Consider the following 20415-nt stretch of genomic DNA (forward strand, 5'->3'; position numbering starts at 1 on the left):
AACTCAGGCCTTTTTCTATTAAAAGATACAGCTTTTTAATTAAGCGTGAATCCAGCTAAATTTATAGTCCATTGTTGGATTGTTCATTCTCTCAGCAACACGCAATAGCCTGTTTGGTAAAGCCATGATATAATCACGTGCTTTTTCTCCAGCTTCATTCAAATCACGCATACTTTCTAACTTCCACTCTTCAATTAACTGTTGCATTATCTCCACGTAATCAATCGCAGTATACACTCCTAAACGTTGAGCAGCATCAGTAAAATGTCCGAATGTTTGGCCAATTTTCATACCCATTTCACGTAAAAAGTGAGCAGGCATGACGATCTTCTTTCTCATCATATCTTCAAAAGCGACCATTGCCTCATTTGGATCAACCTCAAATATTTTCGACATAAAATCCTTATACGCTTTTGCATGACGGGCTTCATCAGAAGCAATTACTCCACACATTTTAGAAAGTAATGTGTCACCATCCTTTTTAGCCAAAGAAGCTACTCTCCTGTGAGAAATATTTGTAGCTAACTCTTGAAAACTAGTATATATAAAGTTTCTATATGGATCATGGCCGGTTCCTATATCAAACCCATCTGCAATTAAGTACTGAGTTGATATTTCCATCTGGCGCATATCAACGCGTCCTGACAAGTAAAGATATTTATTTAATAAGTCACCATGCCTGTTTTCCTCCGCAGTCCAGTGACGTACCCATTTCATCCATCCACCTTGTTCATTTCTAGTAATCCCGTCCACCATACAAAGCCACGACTCGTATGTCGGTAATGCTTCTTCCGTAATAGTATCACCTATTAAAACAGCTACGAGATCATAAGAAAGATCCTTAGCATTCTCACGTAATAATTTTATATCCTGGTAGAAAGTTTCACTAGTAGAATCAGGCAAAAAATCAGATGGCTGCCAATTTGTATCAATCGGTTTCAGGTATGTTTCCATCATATCAAGCATATAGCCTTCTATATGTAACATTACTTCCCTTCTCTTTTCCGCGAATAAATTCATTCGTTTATATTATTTTAAATTTGTATCAAATATACCAAAATTATTGCATAAAGATGGTTGTACCAATACTTTATTAAGAAATAATCTAAGGGCCCTATCCCATTATCTGGTTGATTATTATGCAAGGTATTTATGAATATAAGAATAACATAGCATTCACCAAGAAGGTTTTCCAGAAATGAGTATAAACACAAAAACCCTGCAGATATGATCTACAGGGTTTTGCTTAAGATTTGGCACCGACCTACTCTCCCACGTGTTACCGCAGTACCATCGGCTCTGGTGGGCTTAACTTCTCTGTTCGGAATGGGAAGAGGTGGACACCACCGATATAGGCACCTAAATATTTTTAATGTTATCTTGTATGTCCCCTGTTTATTCAGGTCCACACGCCACAACAATGACATATTATTGAAAGAAGTTAAGTTTTGAAGAACAAACAACAGTTTACTGCTCTTGAAAGCTTCGGATTATTAGTATTACTCGACTTTGATGTCACCATCTTTACATCTGTAACCTATCAACGTAGTAGTCTGCTACGGTCCTATATGGAATTCTCATCTCGTGGCTAGTTTCGCACTTAGATGCTTTCAGCGCTTATCTATTCCCAGCGTAGCTACTCTGCAATGCCCCTGGCGGAACAACAGATTCACTAGAGGCTAGTCCAACCCGGTCCTCTCGTACTAAGGTCAGCCCCACTCAAAATTCCAACGCCCACAACAGATAGGGACCGAACTGTCTCGCGACGTTCTGAACCCAGCTCGCGTGCCACTTTAATCGGCGAACAGCCGAACCCTTGGGACCTTCTCCAGCCCCAGGATGTGACGAGCCGACATCGAGGTGCCAAACCTCCCCGTCGATATGAGCTCTTGGGGGAGATCAGCCTGTTATCCCCAGCGTACCTTTTATCCTTTGAGCGATGGCCCTTCCATGCAGAACCACCGGATCACTATATCCGTCTTTCGACCCTGATCGACTTGTCTGTCTCACAGTCAAGCAAGCTTATGCTATTGCACTCCTCATACGGTTACCAAGCGTATTGAGCTTACCTTTGAAAGCCTCCGTTACCTTTTTGGAGGCGACCACCCCAGTCAAACTACCCATCAAACAATGTCCTCCACGTTGCAGAGTTAGACACCGAATACAGAAAGGGTGGTATTTCAACGTTGACTCCACGACGCCTGGCGACGCCGCTTCATAGTCTCCCACCTATCCTACACATCCTGTATCCAATGTCAATGTTAAATTGTAGTGAAGGTGCATGGGGTCTTTCCGTCCCGTTGCGGGTACCCGGCGTCTTCACCGGGACCACAATTTCACCGAGCTCATGGCTGAGACAGCGCCCAGATCGTTACACCATTCGTGCAGGTCGGAACTTACCCGACAAGGAATTTCGCTACCTTAGGACCGTTATAGTTACGGCCGCCGTTTACTGGGGCTTCGATTCAATGCTTCTCCTTGCGGATGACATCCCCTCTTAACCTTCCAGCACCGGGCAGGTGTCAGGCCTTATACTTCATCTTTCGATTTTGCAAAGCCATGTGTTTTTGTTAAACAGTCGCCTGGGCCTTTTCACTGCGGCTGATATTGCTACCAGCGCCCCTTCTCCCGAAGTTACAGGGCCATTTTGCCGAGTTCCTTAGCCATGATTCACTCGAGCACCTTAGAATTCTCTTCCCGGATACCTGTGTCGGTTTGCGGTACGGGTTTTTATAACCTGAAGCTTAGCGGTTTTTCTTGGAAGTCTGATTACCTGCACTATCCACGCCCCCGAAGGTTTGCGGTACTATCAGCGTTCAGCTAGACCGGCGGATTTGCCTACCAGTCCAATACCTACAGCCTTCAACGATCTATTCCGTCAGATCGCGGCAGTGTCACTACTCCGTCCCCACATCGCAGTTATAAAAAGTACGGAAATATTAATCCGTTGTCCATCGAATATCCCCTTCGGGTTCTCCTTAGGCCCCGACTAACCCTGATCCGATTAGCGTTGATCAGGAAACCTTATCCTTTCGGTGGGCGGGTTTCTCGCCCGCCTTATCGTTACTTATGCCTACATTTGCTTTTCCAGAAGCTCCAGCACAACTTACGTCATACCTTCGCTGCCGCTGGAATGCTCCCCTACCGTAATATTAATATTACCCATAGCTTCGGTGTACAGTTTAATGCCCGTTTATTATCCATGCCCGATCGCTCGACTAGTGAGCTGTTACGCACTCTTTAAATGAATGGCTGCTTCCAAGCCAACATCCTAGCTGTCTATGCAATCGGACCTCGTTAGTTCAACTTAACTGTAACTTGGGGACCTTAGCTGATGGTCTGGGTTCTTTCCCTCTCGGCGCGTGACCTTAGCACCCCGCGCCTCACTGCCGTGTATATTAAATAGCATTCGGAGTTTGTCTGGATTTGGTAGGATTTGACTCCCCCGCACCCAATCAGTAGCTCTACCTCTATTTAACTTCACCACGACGCTGTTCCTAAAAACATTTCGGGGAGTACGAGCTATTTCCCAGTTTGATTAGCCTTTCACCCCTACCCACAGATCATCCGGAAACTTTTCAACGTTTATCGGTTCGGTCCTCCAGTACGTGTTACCGCACCTTCAACCTGTCCATGGGTAGATCACAAGGTTTCGCGTCTACCTCCCCTGACTATACGCCCTATTCAGACTCGCTTTCGCTTCGGATCCGTGTCTTAAACACTTAACCTTGCCAGAGAAGAGTAACTCGTAGGCTCATTATGCAAAAGGCACGCCGTCACGCCACCTGGACGCTCCGACCGCTTGTAAGCACACAGTTTCAGGTTCTATTTCACTCCCCTGTTCGGGGTTCTTTTCACCTTTCCCTCACGGTACTGGTTCACTATCGGTCTCTCAGGAGTATTTAGCCTTACCGGATGGTGCCGGCAGATTCCCACAAGGCGTCTCCGACCTCGCGGTACTCAGGATACTACTAGACTAATGGTACTTACGTGTACGAGGCTCTCACTCTATATTGCCAGGCTTCCCATCCTGTTCCACTTCATTGCATTATAATCATATCGTAGTCCTACAACCCCAGTTATGCCGTAACATAGCTGGTTTGGGCTCTTTCCCGTTCGCTCGCCACTACTTAGGAAATCATTATTATTTTCTCTTCCTCTGCTTACTTAGATGTTTCAGTTCGGCAGGTTTGCGTATATATACGACTAGTCTTCAACTAGCCAGGTTTCCCCATTCGGAAATCACCGGATCAATTCATATTTGCTAATCCCCAGTGCTTATCGCAGCTTATCACGTCCTTCATCGCCTCTGAGAGCCAAGGCATCCCCTGTGTGCTCTTATTTACTTTCTTCTCTCCATAGCCTTTTGCGCCTATGGAAATGCTTTTTTTGATTGTTGTTATCTCTTTAGTATACCTACAGCAATTGCTCGCTTTTGGTATCCTGCAGATCAAACAACGTCTCTATTGTTGTTTGCTCTTCTTTTTTAACTTCTTCCAATATGTCAAAGAACTTTTCTATCCCGGAAAGTATTTCTACTTCCTATTTCTGTACCTTTTGTAACAGGTACCGGTGATGGTGGAGAATAACGGAGTCGAACCGTTGACCTCCTGCGTGCAAGGCAGGCGCTCTAGCCAGCTGAGCTAATCCCCCGTAAGATTAATCTTAATGTAGTCCCGAGCAGATTTGAACTGCTGACCCCTACATTATCAGTGTAGTGCTCTAACCAAACTGAGCTACGGGACTTTATGTCTATACTGCAGTATGGAGCACTAAACGATGCTTCATCCTATGGGTTTTCTTTTTTGAGATCTTTTGTCATTATATCATTTACGTAGCGAGTAGTCTAGTCTACTCCAGAAAGGAGGTATTCCAGCCGCACCTTCCGGTACGGCTACCTTGTTACGACTTAGCCCCAGTTATCGGTTTTACCCTAGGACGCTCCTTGCGGTTACATACTTTAGGTACCCCCAACTTCCATGGCTTGACGGGCGGTGTGTACAAGGCCCGGGAACGTATTCACCGCGTCATTGCTGATACGCGATTACTAGCGAATCCAACTTCAAGAGGTCGAGTTGCAGACCTCTATCCGAACTGTGAATGGCTTTTTGAGATTTGCTTGCTGTTGCCAGCTTGCTGCCCTCTGTACCATCCATTGTAGCACGTGTGTAGCCCCGGACGTAAGGGCCATGATGACTTGACGTCGTCCCCTCCTTCCTCTCTGTTTGCACAGGCAGTCTGTTTAGAGTCCCCACCTTAACGTGCTGGCAACTAAACATAGGGGTTGCGCTCGTTGCGGGACTTAACCCAACACCTCACGGCACGAGCTGACGACAGCCATGCAGCACCTAGTTTCGTGTGATTGCTCACTTATCTATCTCTAGATAATTCACTAACTTTCAAGCCCGGGTAAGGTTCCTCGCGTATCATCGAATTAAACCACATGCTCCTCCGCTTGTGCGGGCCCCCGTCAATTCCTTTGAGTTTCACCCTTGCGGGCGTACTCCCCAGGTGGAATACTTAACGCTTTCGCTTAGCCGCTAACTGTATATCGCTAACAGCGAGTATTCATCGTTTAGGGCGTGGACTACCAGGGTATCTAATCCTGTTTGATCCCCACGCTTTCGTGCCTCAGCGTCAATAAAACCATAGTAAGCTGCCTTCGCAATCGGTGTTCTGTGACATATCTATGCATTTCACCGCTACTTGTCACATTCCGCCTACCTCTAGTTCATTCAAGCTCATCAGTATCAAAGGCACTGCGATGGTTGAGCCACCGTCTTTCACCCCTGACTTAATAAGCCGCCTACGCACCCTTTAAACCCAATAAATCCGGATAACGCTTGGATCCTCCGTATTACCGCGGCTGCTGGCACGGAGTTAGCCGATCCTTATTCCTTCGGTACATTCAGCTTATTACACGTAATAAGGTTTATTCCCGAATAAAAGCAGTTTACGACCCAGAGGGCTGTCTTCCTGCACGCGGCATGGCTGGTTCAGAGTTGCCTCCATTGACCAATATTCCTTACTGCTGCCTCCCGTAGGAGTCTGGTCCGTGTCTCAGTACCAGTGTGGGGGGTCATCCTCTCAGATCCCCTAGTCATCGTCGCCTTGGTGGGCCGTTACCCCGCCAACTAGCTAATGACACGCATGCCCATCTCAATCCTATAAATATTTGAACATTGGATAATGCTATCCTGTGTTTTTATGCGGTGTTAATCCGAATTTCTTCGGGCTATCCCCCTGATTGAGGTAGGTTGCATACGCGTTACGCACCCGTGCGCCACTTTCATAAGGAGCAAGCCCCTTAATCTCGTTCGACTTGCATGTATTAGGCCTGCCGCTAGCGTTCATCCTGAGCCAGGATCAAACTCTCCATTGTAAAATGTTATAGTTTGAATCGCTGACCATTCTTAACTTGTTAATAATAGTCTGTATTCTTTTTTTTGTATTGTCTGTCAGAACTTGACTCGAAAATAATAGCGCAGGTTTCATGTACTTTGAATCTGTACTTTCTTACCTCGCTACGTTGATAAATGACATCTCTTTAATGAACTTCGCGGGTCACCTCACGGATCCCCTTCTTATATATCTTTAAAATCATGGCCTGTGTTTCTGCAAGGTCGTATTGCTCCCCGCTTTCTGTTTAACCATTCCTTTATTTCAATCTTTTTTATTCCGTTACTAAACTCCGTTTGGTAACACCCGTTTTGTTTGGGACTGCAAAGGTAGAAATCTTTTTCTAATTATCAAGCTTTTTAAAACTTTTTTTCCTTTTTGTTTTACTGAACTCACATTCACTAAAACCTAAGGGACAATCTCCTTTACATACTTTCAAAATACCATCCTCACTAGCCCTTTCCCCTGTTTATCTTCCTCCGAAGCGGGATGCAAAAGTAGGAAAATTCAACCACTACGCAAACATTTACGCACCATTTATTACAAAATAATCCTAACTCACTAAACCACAACCAGAAAAATTAACAACAAGTTAAAAACAGGTTAATTCTTTATCTTAAAATACCACAAAAGGCGAAAACAAGGCCGGCGAAAATGACTACCTTACACTATATATAGTATATGATGGTCACATCTAATTCTACACTATATTAGTATACTATAATAATATGTATAATACACCATCCCCTGATACCTTACATCAAAAAGTCTTACAAACGACAAAAGGTCGTTCAGAGTCGTCGCAAAGTCGTTGAAAAAATAATATAGCGATTCTTAAATGCATCCTAGTAAACAATAATCAAATAAGAACCGCCTAAGGAAAAATGAATTATCTTTATAGATTGGCACTAATATAATATGCTATTATGGACAACAACATATCATTGCTAGCATTTCTTCAAGGAAAATCATCTTCCTCGATTGAGCTTTTCAATCACTTTGTTTCATGTTACCAACAATTAGGCGAGGTGAAATTCCATGCTACCAAAACAATGATAGCTTTCTCATCCCGCATTAACTTCGCTTACGTTATACAGTTTAGCAAAAACTTTATTGATGTTGTATTTCCATTTAAACAACCATATGAAGACAATATGTGTTTTCGAAAAATAAAGCTTGTTCCTGGGAGTGATGATTACAACCACCATCTCCGAATATATTATAAAGAAGATATAAATGACGAGGTATTAATGTATATGTCTATGGCTTATAAAAATGGAAACGTTAAATTATGTTAAGCACTTGACAGGATGAATGCCTTTACATAGCTTAGCGTCCTATTATTTTTAATTGACGGTATCGTATTATTAACTTATCTTTGCAGAATGTTTAAAATTAAACACGTATTACTATTAAGTTTCACCATTATAGCTCTTACTATTGCTGGTTGTAAAAGTCAGTTTGAGAAGATCAGACTGAGCAACGACGTTGCAAAGAAGTACCAGGAGGCCATGAGGCTATATAACAAAAAGAATTATTCTAAGGCATTGATCTTGTTCGAGGACTTGTCTCAAAAATACAGAGGAAGAGCTGAAGCTGAGGAATTAAATTATTATTACGCACTAACTCTCTTTAAACTAAGAGATTACACAACTGCAAGATATCAATTCAAATCATTTGCGGACAGCTACCCAACTAGTAAATATGCTGAAGAGTGTAGATATATGAGCGCTTATTGCTATTATCTGGATTCTCCAAGACCAAGCTTAGATCAGGAAAACACCTATAAAGCCATCGACGCATTACAGCTCTTTATTAACTTCTACCCAAAAAGCGAACGTGCTGTAGAGGCTGCAAAATACATTGGTATTCTGCGTACTAAACTTGAAGACAAAGCATATGCAAATGCAAAAATGTATTACGAAATAGGCGGTAATGGCGGTGAAGCATCTAACTACAGAGCAGCTGTTATTGCACTAAAAAATGCACAAATTGACTATCCTGATATTAAATATTCAGAGGAAATGGATTTGTTAATGATCAAATCACAGTACGCTTTTGCTAAAAACAGTATTGAGGATCGTCAGGAAGACCGCTTTACAGAAGCTATTACCTATGCAAATGAATTTGCAGAAGCGCATCCTGAAAGTAAATACTTAAAGGAAGCAAATGCCTTAAAGAAAGACAGTGAATCTGGAATAGAAAGTGCTAAACGCTTTATAGCTGAACGCCTTGCTAATTATGAAAAATATMARKMTNARTYAAYAAAAGAAGCTAAAAGAGATAGTTCTGCAATTAATACAATTAAAACCCCCAACAGATAATGAATACGAATAAACCCGCAATACCAAATACTACGGTTACTAGAAATGTTAATGATCTGGATCAAAAAACCGGAAATATCTATGAGTCTTTAGTAATTATTTCTAAAAGGGCTAATCAGATTTCTAATAACATGAAAGAAGAGCTTCACGGCAAATTAGCTGAGTTTGCATCTTCTAATGATAATCTTGAAGAGATTTTTGAGAACAGGGAACAAATTGAGATCAGTAAGCACTATGAGCGTTTACCAAAACCTTCATTAATTGCTATTGACGAATTTCTGAACGACAAAATTTATTACAGAAATCCTGCTAAAGAGCAACAATAATATCGCGCATAGGTATTAAACTGCATCAATGCATTATAAACCATGCTAAAAGATAAAAACATTATTCTAGGCGTTTGCGGCAGCATTGCAGCATACAAATCAGCTACACTGGTAAGGCTCCTGGTAAAGGCTGGCGCAAACGTTAAAGTAATTCTCACTGCAGATGCGGCAAATTTCATCACTCCGCTCACGCTCGCAACACTATCAAAAAATCCTGTTTACACCCAATACTTCGAAGAAGAAACCGGAGTTTGGAGTAATCATGTAGAATTAGGCCTCTGGGCCGATTACATGCTCGTTGCACCGGCAAGTGCAAATACATTAGCAAAAATGGCTACCGGCCTTTGCGATAATCTACTAACTGCAGTTTACCTTTCGGCAAAGTGTCCTGTTTTAGTTGCACCTGCAATGGATCTGGATATGTGGAAACATGAAACCACTCAAACCAATATAGATAAATTATTGTCGTACGGCAATCTTCTTATATCTCCCGGGAAAGGAGAATTAGCTAGCGGCCTATATGGTGAAGGTAGAATGGCTGAGCCTGAGGAAATCGTTTCGTTTCTATCAGAAATAATAAGTAAGGCCCTTCCGTTACTAGGGAAAAAAGTACTTGTAACAGCAGGACCTACTTATGAAGCTATAGATCCTGTACGCTTTATAGGAAATCATTCTTCTGGCAAAATGGGTTTTGCTATTGCAGACGAGTTTTCTCGTTTAGGTGCTGAAGTAACATTAATTACAGGACCAACAGCTGAAAAGAGCTCACAACAGTTCAATAGAATAGATGTTATAAGTGCTGCTCAAATGCTAACTGCATGTCAAAAAGAGTTCCCTACTGCACACATTGTGGTAATGAGTGCTGCCGTTGCTGATTATACACCTGTAACTACAGCCAGTCAGAAAATAAAAAAAACCAGCGGGGAGTTCAACCTGGAGTTAAAAAAGACAGAAGATATTCTGGCTACTTTAGGCACACTGAAAAAAGAAAATCAAATACTTGTTGGCTTTGCTTTAGAAACTGAAAATGAGGAAGAACATGCAAAGGACAAGCTTACGAGGAAAAATCTTGATCTCATTATCCTTAATTCCTTAAATGATAAAGGAGCAGGTTTTAAGGTGGATACCAATAAAATAACTATCTTTAATAAAGCATTTGAGAAGACAGTTTTTGAAACGAAATCAAAAACTGAGGTTGCCAAAGACATTTGCAATGAAATTTTAAAGCTTGTTTAAGCATGAAAAAACGCTACTTACTTATCTTACTTTTCTTTTTTATTTGCCAAACCTTTGTTAATGCTCAGGAATTAAATGCAAGAGTTCAGGTACAGGCTCCTACTATCCCTAATATGGACAGAAGAAACCTGGAAGTTCTTGAAACTACCATAAGGGAGTTCTTAAATAATAATAAGTGGAGTAACGAAAATTATATCCCACAGGAGCGTATTGAATGCAACTTTGTAATCACCATAACTGATTGGGATGGCAGTGCTGCCTATAAAGCAGAGGCACAACTTCAATCTAGCCGACCGGTTTACGCATCAGCCTATAACAGTACCCTGCTYRATCTWAGYKWTAMANAYYTCNATYTSMWYTMKKMKRAARGTMRAWSWTTGGAWWWMTMSRAYCWAAYNTNTRTWTKTCCANWTSTTNKYWMYCTACTAAGCTACTATGCTTATACGATTATTGGGTTAGATAAAGATAGTTTTAGTCACCTTGGTGGCACTCCTTTCTATAAGAGGGCCTCTACCATTCTAAACAACGCTCAGGTATCTGGCAATAAAGGCTGGAAAGCCTTTGATGGGTTACGTAACCGCTACTGGCTAAATGAAAATCTACTTAATAAAACCTTTGAAGAACTTAGGGTATTTATTTACGACTATCATTTTAATGGGCTTGATCGCTTGCAAGAAAATACCGGCCGTGGAGTAAAAAAAATGATAACCCTGCTTAGTGGATTAAAACAAATGGACAAACAGAAATTAGGTTCTATTTTTCCAAACTTCTACTTTTCTACGAAAGCAGATGAGGTTGTAAATATCTTTTCTATTCCTACCGGAGATGTCTCTGATCGTATAAAAGCATACAACCTGCTTGTGCAAATTGATCCCGCGAACATCAATAAATACGAAACGCTCAATCAGGCAATTGCCCCTCTTAATCAAGGTCTCAAAAACAATTAAAAAAAAATGTTAAAAATATTTTGTTTGTACGAATACATTCGTACATTTGAATACGAAACAATTCGTATAAACAAAATATGGCACCATCAATAAATCTTAAGCCTACCGAAAGCGAACTAGAGATCTTACAGATATTGTGGGAAAAGGGTAATTGTACGGTTAGAGACGTCCATGAGATTTTGGAGAAAAGCAAAGACTCTGGTTATACCACTACGCTGAAGCTAATGCAGATTATGCACGAGAAAGGACTTGTTAAACGCGATACCTCTTCTAAAACCCATATTTATACTGCACTTCTCAATCAGCAAAAAACAGAACAGCACCTGGTAAATAAAATGATCGATAATGTTTTTAACGGATCGGCGGCGAGATTGGTAATGCAAGCACTGGGAAACCACACCGCAAGCAAAGATGAAATTGATTCGATAAAAAAATATCTTGATGAATTAAGTAAGTAATAAACCTAAAGAACCAACTATAAACACATGGAAGCAATAGTAAACAATCTCATTAAAGCTACCGGATGGAGTATCTTCCACTCTCTATGGCAAGGTGCCATCATTTATGGTATATTGGTAGCTGTTACAAGTGCATTTCCTAAAATAGATGCAAAAATTAAGCACAATCTGGCCTATGGAGCATTGTGCCTTATATTTCTTGGATTCTGCATTACATTCTTTTCACTATTTAAACTTCCGGTAAATAGCGTTGTAACTGCATCTGATCAAATCTCGAATGTACAGCAATCCGATTACCTTGTGCGCCTGCCTCAGGATATGAGTAGCATAACAGAGAACTTTTTCCCTTATCTGGTTAGCATATATACTATCGGTATATTGTTTCAGCTGCTCATCCTGGGTATAGGCTATAAGAAATTGTTAGATTTAAAATGGGCTGATCGTACTCCAGTTCCCACTTTATGGCTTCCGGTTTTTGAAAGTATGGTGGCTAAATTAAACCTTCGTCAGAATATTGAGTTTTATTTATCGTCAAGGGTAAATGTTCCACTGGTTATCGGTTATTTAAAACCAGTGGTGTTATTTCCAATCGCATTAGCATCGCAGCTTGATATAAAACAAGTTGAAGCAATATTAATTCATGAGCTTTCGCACATACGAAGAAACGATTATCTGTTAAATCTAATAAAAACGGGTATTGAAACCATACTCTTCTTTAATCCATTTGTATGGCTGGGCGGCCGACTAATCAATATAGAACGTGAACATGCTTGTGATGATCTTGTTTTAAAATTTACTGGCAGCCCCCTAACCTATGCTCATGCACTTTTAAAACTTGAAATATTAAAAAATAAAAGCACCCCCGCCCTTTCAATGGCAGCAACTGGAAATGATCAACATTTGTATCAACGAATTAAAAGAATTACGGACATGAAAACCAATTATATGAATGCCAAACAGCAGATTTTGGCTATAACATTAACAATAGCGACTATAATATCTTTAGCATGGATTAGTCCAGCAAAGAAAGCCCCTGTAGTAAAGAAGGAAGATCAACATAGCAAAAAGGTTGATATTGAAGGACTAGCTATAAAATCAAAAATTCAGACACTACTAGCACCAGTTGCTAACGAGGACTGCGATAACGATCTTGTAAAAACAGATACCACAAAGAAAAAAAATAAGTTTAAAATCGTTACCCTTGATGCTAAAGGAAATAAAAAAGAATATAACTCTCTTAAAGAAATGCCTGATAGTTTAAGACAGGAAGTAGTTAATGAATCATTTATGAATGATTTTAAGTTCGATTACAAGTTTAATCTTGACTCGGTAACAAAGGTAAGCATGGCCTATATAAAATCACCTGAATTTCAGCAACAGATAAAAGAAGTGCAAAAAAATGCTGTAGAAATGGCTAAACATTTCAATTCTCCTGAATGGAAAAAACAACAGGCCGAGATGAAGAAAAACATGGATCTGATGCGTGAAAAAATAAATTCTCCTGAATTTAAAAAACGTATTGAAGAGATGAAAGAGCTACAAAACTCACCTGAGTATAAAGAGCTGAAAAGAAAATTTGACAATGGAATTGATAGCATTAAAAAGAAAAAAGGAATTAAAACAGATATAGACCTGAATTGATCTAACACAGATCGTACGAATTATTAAACCACACAATAAAATTAGATTGAGGGCAGAAGAGAAATCTTCTGCTTTTTTTGTTTGTAAGAATAAACATCCATTGATTAAGTTTTCATAATTTAGCAGAGTAATATGCTACAAAAACTTTCTATTCGTAACTATGCTTTAATAGATAGTGTTGATTTGGAACTTAATAAAGGTTTAAATATCATCACTGGCGAAACAGGTGCCGGTAAGTCTATCATGCTTGGCGCACTCTCCCTTATATTGGGTCAGCGTGCCGAAACTAAGTATTTCTTTAATCAGGACAAAAAATGTATTATCGAGGGGCAATTTCTGCTTAGGGACACTACATTACAATCTCTTTTCGAAGAAAACGATATTGACTTTTATAACGAAAGCATTTTAAGGAGGGAAATATCCACAGATGGAAAGTCTAGAGCCTTTATAAACGATACTCCCGTTACGCTTACTGTAATGAAGCAAGTTGGCGAGAAACTCATTGACATACACTCTCAGCATGCTACGCTAGAAGTAAACGACCCTGGCTTTCAGCTGCTAGTGGTAGATACCCTGGCAAATCATCAATCCTTGTTGGCTCAGTACCGTGAGCAATATAAAGTTTATAAAAAAGCGCAGCAACAATTATCCACCTTACAGGAAGCCGCTGCCGAAGCCCGCAGTAGACAAGACTACGAACAGTTCCTTTTCAATGAATTGGAAACCGCAGCCTTAAAGTCCGGTGAGCAGGAACAGCTTGAAACTGAATTACAAATGCTTAGCAATGCTGAGAGCATCAAAAGAAGCCTTTTAAATAGTCAGAATATACTGAGTGAACAGGAAACAGCTGTGTTACCTCTATTAAAAGAGGTTATCAATCAGCTCCAAAGCATTGAGAAATTTAATCCTGATTACGCCACTTTAAATGAACGTTTAAGATCTTCATTAATAGAAATTAAAGACATTGCTCAGGAAACTGTAGCATTTGAAGAAGGAATAATTTTTAACCCTTCCAGAATTGAGGAAATTAATGCACGTTTAGACATCATTTATAATCTCCAGCAAAAACACAGGGTAAATTCTATTGAAGAATTGCAGGCTATTGAAGCGCAATTATCACAAAATCTAAGTCAGCTATTAAGCGGAGATGAAGAGATTGAACGTCTTGCAAAAGAAATAACCTTGATGAAGGAAGATCTGGAACGCAAAGCAACCGAACTATCGGCAAATAGAAGCAAATCTATAACCAATACAGAAGATCAGGTAGCTAAGGTACTTAATCAGGTTGGAATGCCCAATGCTAAAATTAAAATTGAAYMGAAWGTACTTTCTNAATKSMWKWWNGNYGGWAMRSWCARTMTCNWCCTTWYTATTCTCTGCCAATAGCGGGCAGGCGCCTGCTCCTGTTGGTAAAGTTGCCTCCGGAGGAGAGTTATCCAGACTGATGCTGGCTATTAAGTCGATTATGGCCAAGCATACCTCATTACCTACCTTAATATTTGACGAGATCGATACAGGTATTTCAGGAGAGACAGCCGTTCGGGTAGGTAATGTAATTGGAGATCTGGAACAGAATATGCAGGTAATATGCATTACTCACCTACCTCAAATTGCAGCAAAAGGTGATGCTCATTATTTTGTTTATAAAAATGAGGAGACTGAGCGTACCACAACAGGCATTAGAAAATTAAAGCCCGAAGCTAGAATAAAGGTAATTGCCGAAATGCTTAGTGGTAAAGACCCCGGTGCATCGGCTCTCAAGAATGCTCAGGAGCTACTTGGTTTTAACTAATCTTTAACAATAACCGCCACACATATCTTTTAGATTTTTATTACTTTCGATAAATCATAAGAAGAACCAAAATAAAAAGATATGTATAACTTACTAAAAGGTAAACGTGGTATCATTACTGGAGCATTAGATCAAAATTCAATAGCATGGAAAGTTGCTGAAAAAGCACATGAAGAGGGTGCTGAATTTGTTTTAACCAATGCTCCTATTGCCATGAGAATGGGAGAGATTAATGCTTTGGCAGAAAAGACAGGTTCTCAGATTGTTCCAGCTGATGCGACCAATGTAGATGAACTCACAAACCTGTTTACCCAATCACAAGAAATATTAGGCGGTAAAATAGACTTTGYRCKMCRYTCWWYYGRYMTKAGNTGTAAACATCYKWRAAAAAATCCCTTACACTGAATTAAACTACGATTATTATCAAAAGGGTATAGATGTTTCTGCACTTTCATTTCACAAAATGCTTGCTGTAGCCAAAAAACTTGATGCGATAAATGAAGGCGGCAGTGTTGTAGCTTTAACCTATATGGCAGCTCAACGAACCTATCCGTTCTACACCGACATGGCAGATATTAAAGCAATGCTTGAATCCATTGCCCGCAGTTTTGGCTATCATTACGGCCTGGAGAAGAAAGTTCGTATCAATACAGTTTCTCAGTCGCCAACTAAAACCACCGCCGGAGCAGGAATTAAAGGCTTTGGCGACTTCTATGATTATGCAAATGCCATAGCTCCATTGGGCAATGCCGATGCTGAATCATGTGCAGATTATTGTATCACTCTTTTCTCTGACTTAACCCGCATGGTAACAATGCAGAACCTTTTCCATGATGGAGGGTATTCATCAACAGGGGTTAGCGATATCGTTATGCAGAAAATGGGATTAGAAGAATAACCCGTTAGTTTATAATTATGATCCGTCGACTATCATTAGCCATTTCCCTAATATGCTTTTCTATTACTGTTTATGCACAAAATTCATATTCAATTAGTGGTGTTGTCAGAGATCAGAAAGAAACTTTACCTGGTGCAGGTGTTTACATTAGTGGCTATAAAATAGCTACGGCAGCCGATAACAATGGCCGCTTTAAGATAAACAACCTGCAACCAGGAAATTACGATATACTTGTTCAAATGGTAGGGTACCTACCCTATTCCAAAAATGTTGTCATTTCCGATAAATCAGTAGAGGTAGACCTAACCCTTAAAGAGAATACAGTTCAGTTAAATGAAGTAGTAATTCGTGCAGATCCTAACAGGGCCAAATACATTGAGCAGTTTAAAGAGTTCTTTATTGGTAAATCGCCCAATGCTTCCCAATGCAAAATACTAAACCCTCAAGTCCTTAATATTGATTTTGATGTGAGCAAAAGCTTGCTTACGGTAAAAACAGATGAGTTTTTGGTAGTTGAAAATAAAGCTTTAGGATATCGCTTAAAATATATGCTTGATAATTTTGAGTACAATTCCAGAACACGCATAATTTATTATTCCGGCCATCCATTTTTTGAAGAACTAAAAGCTTCATCAGCACGAAGAAAAAAATATACCATAAATCGCGAAATTGCATATTATGGTTCTTCCCAACACTTCTTTAAATCCCTTTATCAAAACAAAACTAAAGAAGAAGGCTTCATCATTAACAAAATGATTAAAGTTCCTAATCCTAACCGTTACCCTGATAAGGTGATAAATGAGAAATTAACCAAACTGAGAACCATTCCACCAAAGACTGGTATCTTTAAAACCGCGGCTAAAATGGACACGGCACAAGTTAACTTTTGGCAAAAGCAACAAGATATGCCTAAATATCTTGATAAGCTTGACCGTAATGAAGTGCTTCCAGACACGCTGGTTCACTATTACAATCAGAGTTTAAAGCTACTCGACTATACTGACGCACTTTGTGTGATATACACAAAGGAAAAAGAATCCTTAGCTTATTCCAAAACCGGATTTTGGATTTTCCGCCCATTGGATTTGCCAAGTTATGAAATCTCCGTAGCCAATTTGATGAACGGACCAGTCCGATTCTATGAGAACGGGGGTATTCACGATTCCAGATCTTTTTTATATGAAGGCTATTGGGCTTATGAGAAAATAGCGGATATGGTACCTATGGACTATATTCCTCTAAAGCGCAAATAAAGATTACATCCCTTCTCAAAAAAGTGAATAACTTCCTTTTAATAATACTAATATTTTTAGTAATTTTAACTAATGATATTAGATAAAGAAACACCGGATAATTACCATAAAGGAAGAGGAGCTCAGTTTAACCCTCATAATCGCTTTGCTAAAAATGATTATGTAAAGGAACATGATGAAGGAATTGACGAATGGGTAGAAGAGGATCAAAAGACCACTTTCATTTTTGGTAAATCAAAATCTATTGTAAACAAAGTAGATAGTCCTGATGTAGGGATGCTTTACTCTCTAAATCCTTATCAGGGCTGTGAACACGGTTGCACCTATTGCTATGCACGAAACGCGCACGAATACTGGGGATTTAGTGCCGGATTAGATTTTGAACGCAAAATCATAGTAAAAACAGACGCTCCTGTTCTGTTCAAAAAGTTTCTGGAGCGTAAGGGATGGGATGCATCTACTATTTCATTATCTGGCAATACGGACTGCTATCAACCCGCAGAAAGACGCTTCAAAATAACTCGTCAGCTTCTAGAAATTGCTTTGAATTATAAACAACCCATTGGGATGATCACAAAAAATGCGCTCATACTTCGTGACCTGGATATTCTGCAGGAAATGGCTAAACTTAATTTGTGCATGGTATATGTTTCGATTAATAGCTTAAATGAAAAGCTCCGTTCAAAAATGGAACCGAGAACAACTACTGCCAAACAACGATTAAAAATAGTGGAAGAGCTAAGCAAAGCTGGAATTCCTATGGGCGTTATGGTTGCCCCGCTAGTTCCAGGTCTAAGTGATCATGAAATCCCGGTTATCCTAAAAACCATTGCCAGTTGTGGAGCAATATCAGCGGGTTATACTGTGGTACGACTTAATGGCGCTATTGGAGGGATATTTGAAGACTGGCTGCGCAAAAACTACCCTGATCGCTTTGAGAAGGTGTGGCATATGATTCAGTCCTGTCACGGTGGAAATGTAAACGATAGCAGATTTGGAGATAGAATGAGGGGCGATGGCAATATCGCTCAGTTAATTAGAGATAACTTTAAACTTCATTGTCGGCTGAACCACCTAAACGAGAAAAAGATTGAGTTAAACTCCGGTTTGTTTAAAATCCCCAAAGCTCAACTCGATCTATTTTAAAATGCTAAGAAAGAAAGTTGTCTTCTTCTCTATATGCCTGTATTACTCTAAGTTCACCTTCTTTTCCTGGTTTTGAATTGCCGTGTTCCATACCCATAACGCCTTTATACCCTTTTTCATAAAGGTGTTTGAATAAGTTCTTATAGTTAATTTCACCGGTTGTTGGTTCATTTCTTCCAGGATTATCACCTATTTGAATGTAGGCAATCTCATCCCAGCATCTATCAATATTAACTATTAGCTGCCCTTCTGTTTTTTGCATATGATAAATGTCATAAAGAATTTTACATGAAGGGCTTTGCACTGCCTTACAAACAGCATAGGTTTCATGCGTTTGTTGTAAAAATAATTCAGGGGTATCACTTAAGGTCTCTAATACCATTATTAAACCATGAGGTTCAAAAATTTCGGCACCAGCCCTCATAGCATCAATAACATTTGCAAATTGATTTCCATAAGGTAATTTGCGTTCGTAAAATCCAGGAACAACTGTTAACCATTTTGCATTACATCTTTTTGCAGCTTCTACAGACTTTTTACAGGTCTCTACGAATTTATCTTTAAATTCTTTTTTACCCGTTGTTAACGACGTTTTCCAATTATCCCCCCCATCAACAACAAAAACACCCATTCTCATGCCCAATTTGGCAAGCAGGTCTCCTATTTTTGTTTGTTCATCAACTGATCTTCCTAAATAGCCATTGTCCTCAATAGAACGAAAACCCTGATCATGCATAAATCTAATCTGATCCAGAAAGCTATCACCAGCATTATTCTTGAACATTCCCTGATGAGGAGCATAATCAAGATTAAAAGTTTTACCAGCCAAGGTTGAGCCTTGACCCGTAGTAGTTTTGTCTGCAGCAAGTCCATTTATTGAAGACCCGGCCACAAGTGCACCAGTGGCAACAAAGCTATTTTTTAAAAATTCTATTCTGTTCATATTTTTGGTTTTTGGTTAGGTACTTTTTTAATAGTGGATTAGTGTATTATCATTTTTTTAAATCCTGCCGTTAATGTATCGGCAACACTTCCATCCTTACGGTGATAGATAATATACGCTTCCATATTTTTTTTAGTTGCAAAATCAAGTGCTTCATTAACATTCATAGCCATTATGGGGCTATCATATCCATCGGCAGTAATAGCATCCTTTGCATAAATTGTCACGCTGATCAATGCATTATCTAAAGGATAACCCGTTTTAGGATCAATTAGATGTGCAATCTTCCTGGAGCCTTTTTGCAAATATTTTCTATAATTACCCGCAGTAGTTATTGCTCCATCATTAATGCTGATAACATGCCTCACTTCAGGTTCAGCATTTGGTGAATCCGCAGGTCCTTCAATCCCTATATTCATTGATGTCCCATCTGGTTTCGGCCCTTTTATCCTTAGTTCGCCTCCTATTTCTACTACAAACGATGTGATTCCTTTGTTAATTAAATGATCAGCCACTACATCAACACTATATCCCTGGGCAATTCCATTAAGATCTACATTTATACATGGCTTTTGTTTTTTAAGAAAATTACCTTTTAAACTAAGGTTATTCATGCCCACGCACTTCAGTAATTCCTTTACCCGAGCACTATCGGGGAATTTATCTATTGGCTTTGCACCAAAGCCCCATGCTTGTACAAGAGGCTCAACAGTTACGTCAAATTTTCCCTTGGTAGCTTTATAAACCTCAAAAGATTTTGCCATTACTTTAGCAAAATGTGGATCTAAAACAATCCCTTTCGAAGACGCATTAAACTTATTGATCAAAGAATATGATTTGTATAGCGACATAGATGAATCGATAACCATAAGAATGCTATCTACATTACCCTTCGTTACAATACTATCCCGAGCAAAATACTTAATGGAATAATCAGTTCCCTGAGCATAACCATGTATAGCATACTGTCGCAGCTCTTCCTTCTTAAAAAGAAGAAAAATTTGCGACAGCAGCAATAAAATAAAAGCTTTATTTATAAAAAACATTACGTT

11 protein-coding genes, 2 tRNA genes, 3 rRNA genes and 4 pseudogenes are annotated in these 20415 nt (G+C 39.6%); 12 read left to right on the forward strand and 8 right to left on the reverse strand.

The window, feature by feature from the left end; genetic code table 11:
• Nucleotides 1-39 precede the first annotated feature (39 nt).
• The 6 genes from N824_RS21220 to N824_RS21245 form a co-directional block, all read right to left on the reverse strand.
• Nucleotides 40-1020 carry an acyl-ACP desaturase gene (locus N824_RS21220; RefSeq protein ID WP_048907147.1) on the reverse strand — a complete coding sequence of 327 codons (981 nt, stop codon included), beginning with the start codon at nucleotides 1018-1020 and terminating at the stop codon, nucleotides 40-42.
• Between the two features lie 231 nt (nucleotides 1021-1251).
• Nucleotides 1252-1363 (reverse strand): 5S ribosomal RNA (gene rrf / locus N824_RS21225).
• A gap of 111 nt (nucleotides 1364-1474) precedes the next feature.
• A 23S ribosomal RNA gene (locus N824_RS21230) occupies nucleotides 1475-4352 on the reverse strand.
• Between the two features lie 224 nt (nucleotides 4353-4576).
• Nucleotides 4577-4653: transfer RNA gene (locus N824_RS21235), tRNA-Ala, on the reverse strand.
• Nucleotides 4654-4671: 18 nt separating this feature from the next.
• Nucleotides 4672-4746 (reverse strand) — tRNA-Ile (locus N824_RS21240).
• A 114-nt stretch (nucleotides 4747-4860) separates the two neighbouring features.
• Nucleotides 4861-6382: ribosomal RNA gene (locus N824_RS21245) — 16S ribosomal RNA — on the reverse strand.
• The 16S, 23S and 5S rRNA genes sit together here with 2 tRNA genes alongside, the layout of an rRNA operon.
• Before the next feature lie 943 nt (nucleotides 6383-7325).
• Here N824_RS21245 and N824_RS21250 point away from each other — a divergent pair.
• From N824_RS21250 to N824_RS38640, 12 genes and pseudogenes are all read left to right on the forward strand, one after another.
• Nucleotides 7326-7697, forward strand: coding sequence for a DUF5655 domain-containing protein (locus N824_RS21250; protein ID WP_048907148.1), 372 nt, complete (start codon nucleotides 7326-7328; stop codon nucleotides 7695-7697).
• 87 nt (nucleotides 7698-7784) lie between these two features.
• Nucleotides 7785-8723, forward strand: a pseudogene (locus N824_RS21255) (outer membrane protein assembly factor BamD).
• Nucleotides 8723-9049 carry a DNA-directed RNA polymerase subunit omega gene (locus N824_RS21260; RefSeq protein WP_048907150.1) on the forward strand — a complete coding sequence of 109 codons (327 nt, stop codon included), beginning with the start codon at nucleotides 8723-8725 and terminating at the stop codon, nucleotides 9047-9049. Before N824_RS21255 ends, N824_RS21260 begins: the two are co-directional and overlap by 1 nt.
• A gap of 42 nt (nucleotides 9050-9091) precedes the next feature.
• Nucleotides 9092-10285 carry a bifunctional phosphopantothenoylcysteine decarboxylase/phosphopantothenate--cysteine ligase CoaBC gene (coaBC, locus tag N824_RS21265; protein WP_048907151.1) on the forward strand — a complete coding sequence of 398 codons (1194 nt, stop codon included), beginning with the start codon at nucleotides 9092-9094 and terminating at the stop codon, nucleotides 10283-10285.
• Between the two features lie 2 nt (nucleotides 10286-10287).
• Nucleotides 10288-11232 (forward strand): annotated as a pseudogene (locus tag N824_RS38605) (DUF4835 family protein).
• A 77-nt stretch (nucleotides 11233-11309) separates the two neighbouring features.
• Nucleotides 11310-11690 carry a BlaI/MecI/CopY family transcriptional regulator gene (locus N824_RS38610; RefSeq protein WP_084498412.1) on the forward strand — a complete coding sequence of 127 codons (381 nt, stop codon included), beginning with the start codon at nucleotides 11310-11312 and terminating at the stop codon, nucleotides 11688-11690.
• A gap of 27 nt (nucleotides 11691-11717) precedes the next feature.
• The gene (locus N824_RS38615) at nucleotides 11718-13331 is read left to right on the forward strand and encodes a M56 family metallopeptidase (RefSeq protein ID WP_048907153.1); all 1614 of its coding nucleotides are present in this window, start codon (nucleotides 11718-11720) and stop codon (nucleotides 13329-13331) included.
• A gap of 1465 nt (nucleotides 13332-14796) precedes the next feature.
• Nucleotides 14797-15123, forward strand: a complete 327-nt coding sequence (locus tag N824_RS38620) for a hypothetical protein (RefSeq protein ID WP_235207231.1) — start codon at nucleotides 14797-14799, stop codon at nucleotides 15121-15123.
• Nucleotides 15124-15204: 81 nt separating this feature from the next.
• Nucleotides 15205-15528: pseudogene (locus tag N824_RS38625) on the forward strand (SDR family oxidoreductase).
• A pseudogene (locus N824_RS38630) lies at nucleotides 15470-16021 on the forward strand (enoyl-ACP reductase). Before N824_RS38625 ends, N824_RS38630 begins: the two co-directional pseudogenes overlap by 59 nt.
• Before the next feature lie 17 nt (nucleotides 16022-16038).
• A complete protein-coding gene (locus tag N824_RS38635; RefSeq protein ID WP_048907154.1) occupies nucleotides 16039-17274 on the forward strand; it encodes a carboxypeptidase-like regulatory domain-containing protein in 1236 nt (411 codons plus the stop codon).
• A 72-nt stretch (nucleotides 17275-17346) separates the two neighbouring features.
• Nucleotides 17347-18420 carry a PA0069 family radical SAM protein gene (locus N824_RS38640; RefSeq protein ID WP_048907155.1) on the forward strand — a complete coding sequence of 358 codons (1074 nt, stop codon included), beginning with the start codon at nucleotides 17347-17349 and terminating at the stop codon, nucleotides 18418-18420.
• Between the two features lie 4 nt (nucleotides 18421-18424).
• Here N824_RS38640 and N824_RS38645 read toward each other — a convergent pair whose 3' ends face one another.
• Together N824_RS38645 and N824_RS38650 are read right to left on the reverse strand one after the other, a co-directional pair.
• Nucleotides 18425-19363, reverse strand: coding sequence for a hydroxypyruvate isomerase family protein (locus tag N824_RS38645; protein ID WP_048907156.1), 939 nt, complete (start codon nucleotides 19361-19363; stop codon nucleotides 18425-18427).
• Between the two features lie 38 nt (nucleotides 19364-19401).
• On the reverse strand, nucleotides 19402-20409 hold the full coding sequence (locus N824_RS38650) for an FAD:protein FMN transferase (RefSeq protein WP_048907157.1): 1008 nt from the start codon (nucleotides 20407-20409) through the stop codon (nucleotides 19402-19404).
• Between the last annotated feature and the right edge of the window lie 6 nt (nucleotides 20410-20415).

It is taken from the genome of Pedobacter sp. V48 (genome assembly GCF_000523515.1).
Taxonomy (GTDB): Bacteria; Bacteroidota; Bacteroidia; order Sphingobacteriales; family Sphingobacteriaceae; genus Pedobacter.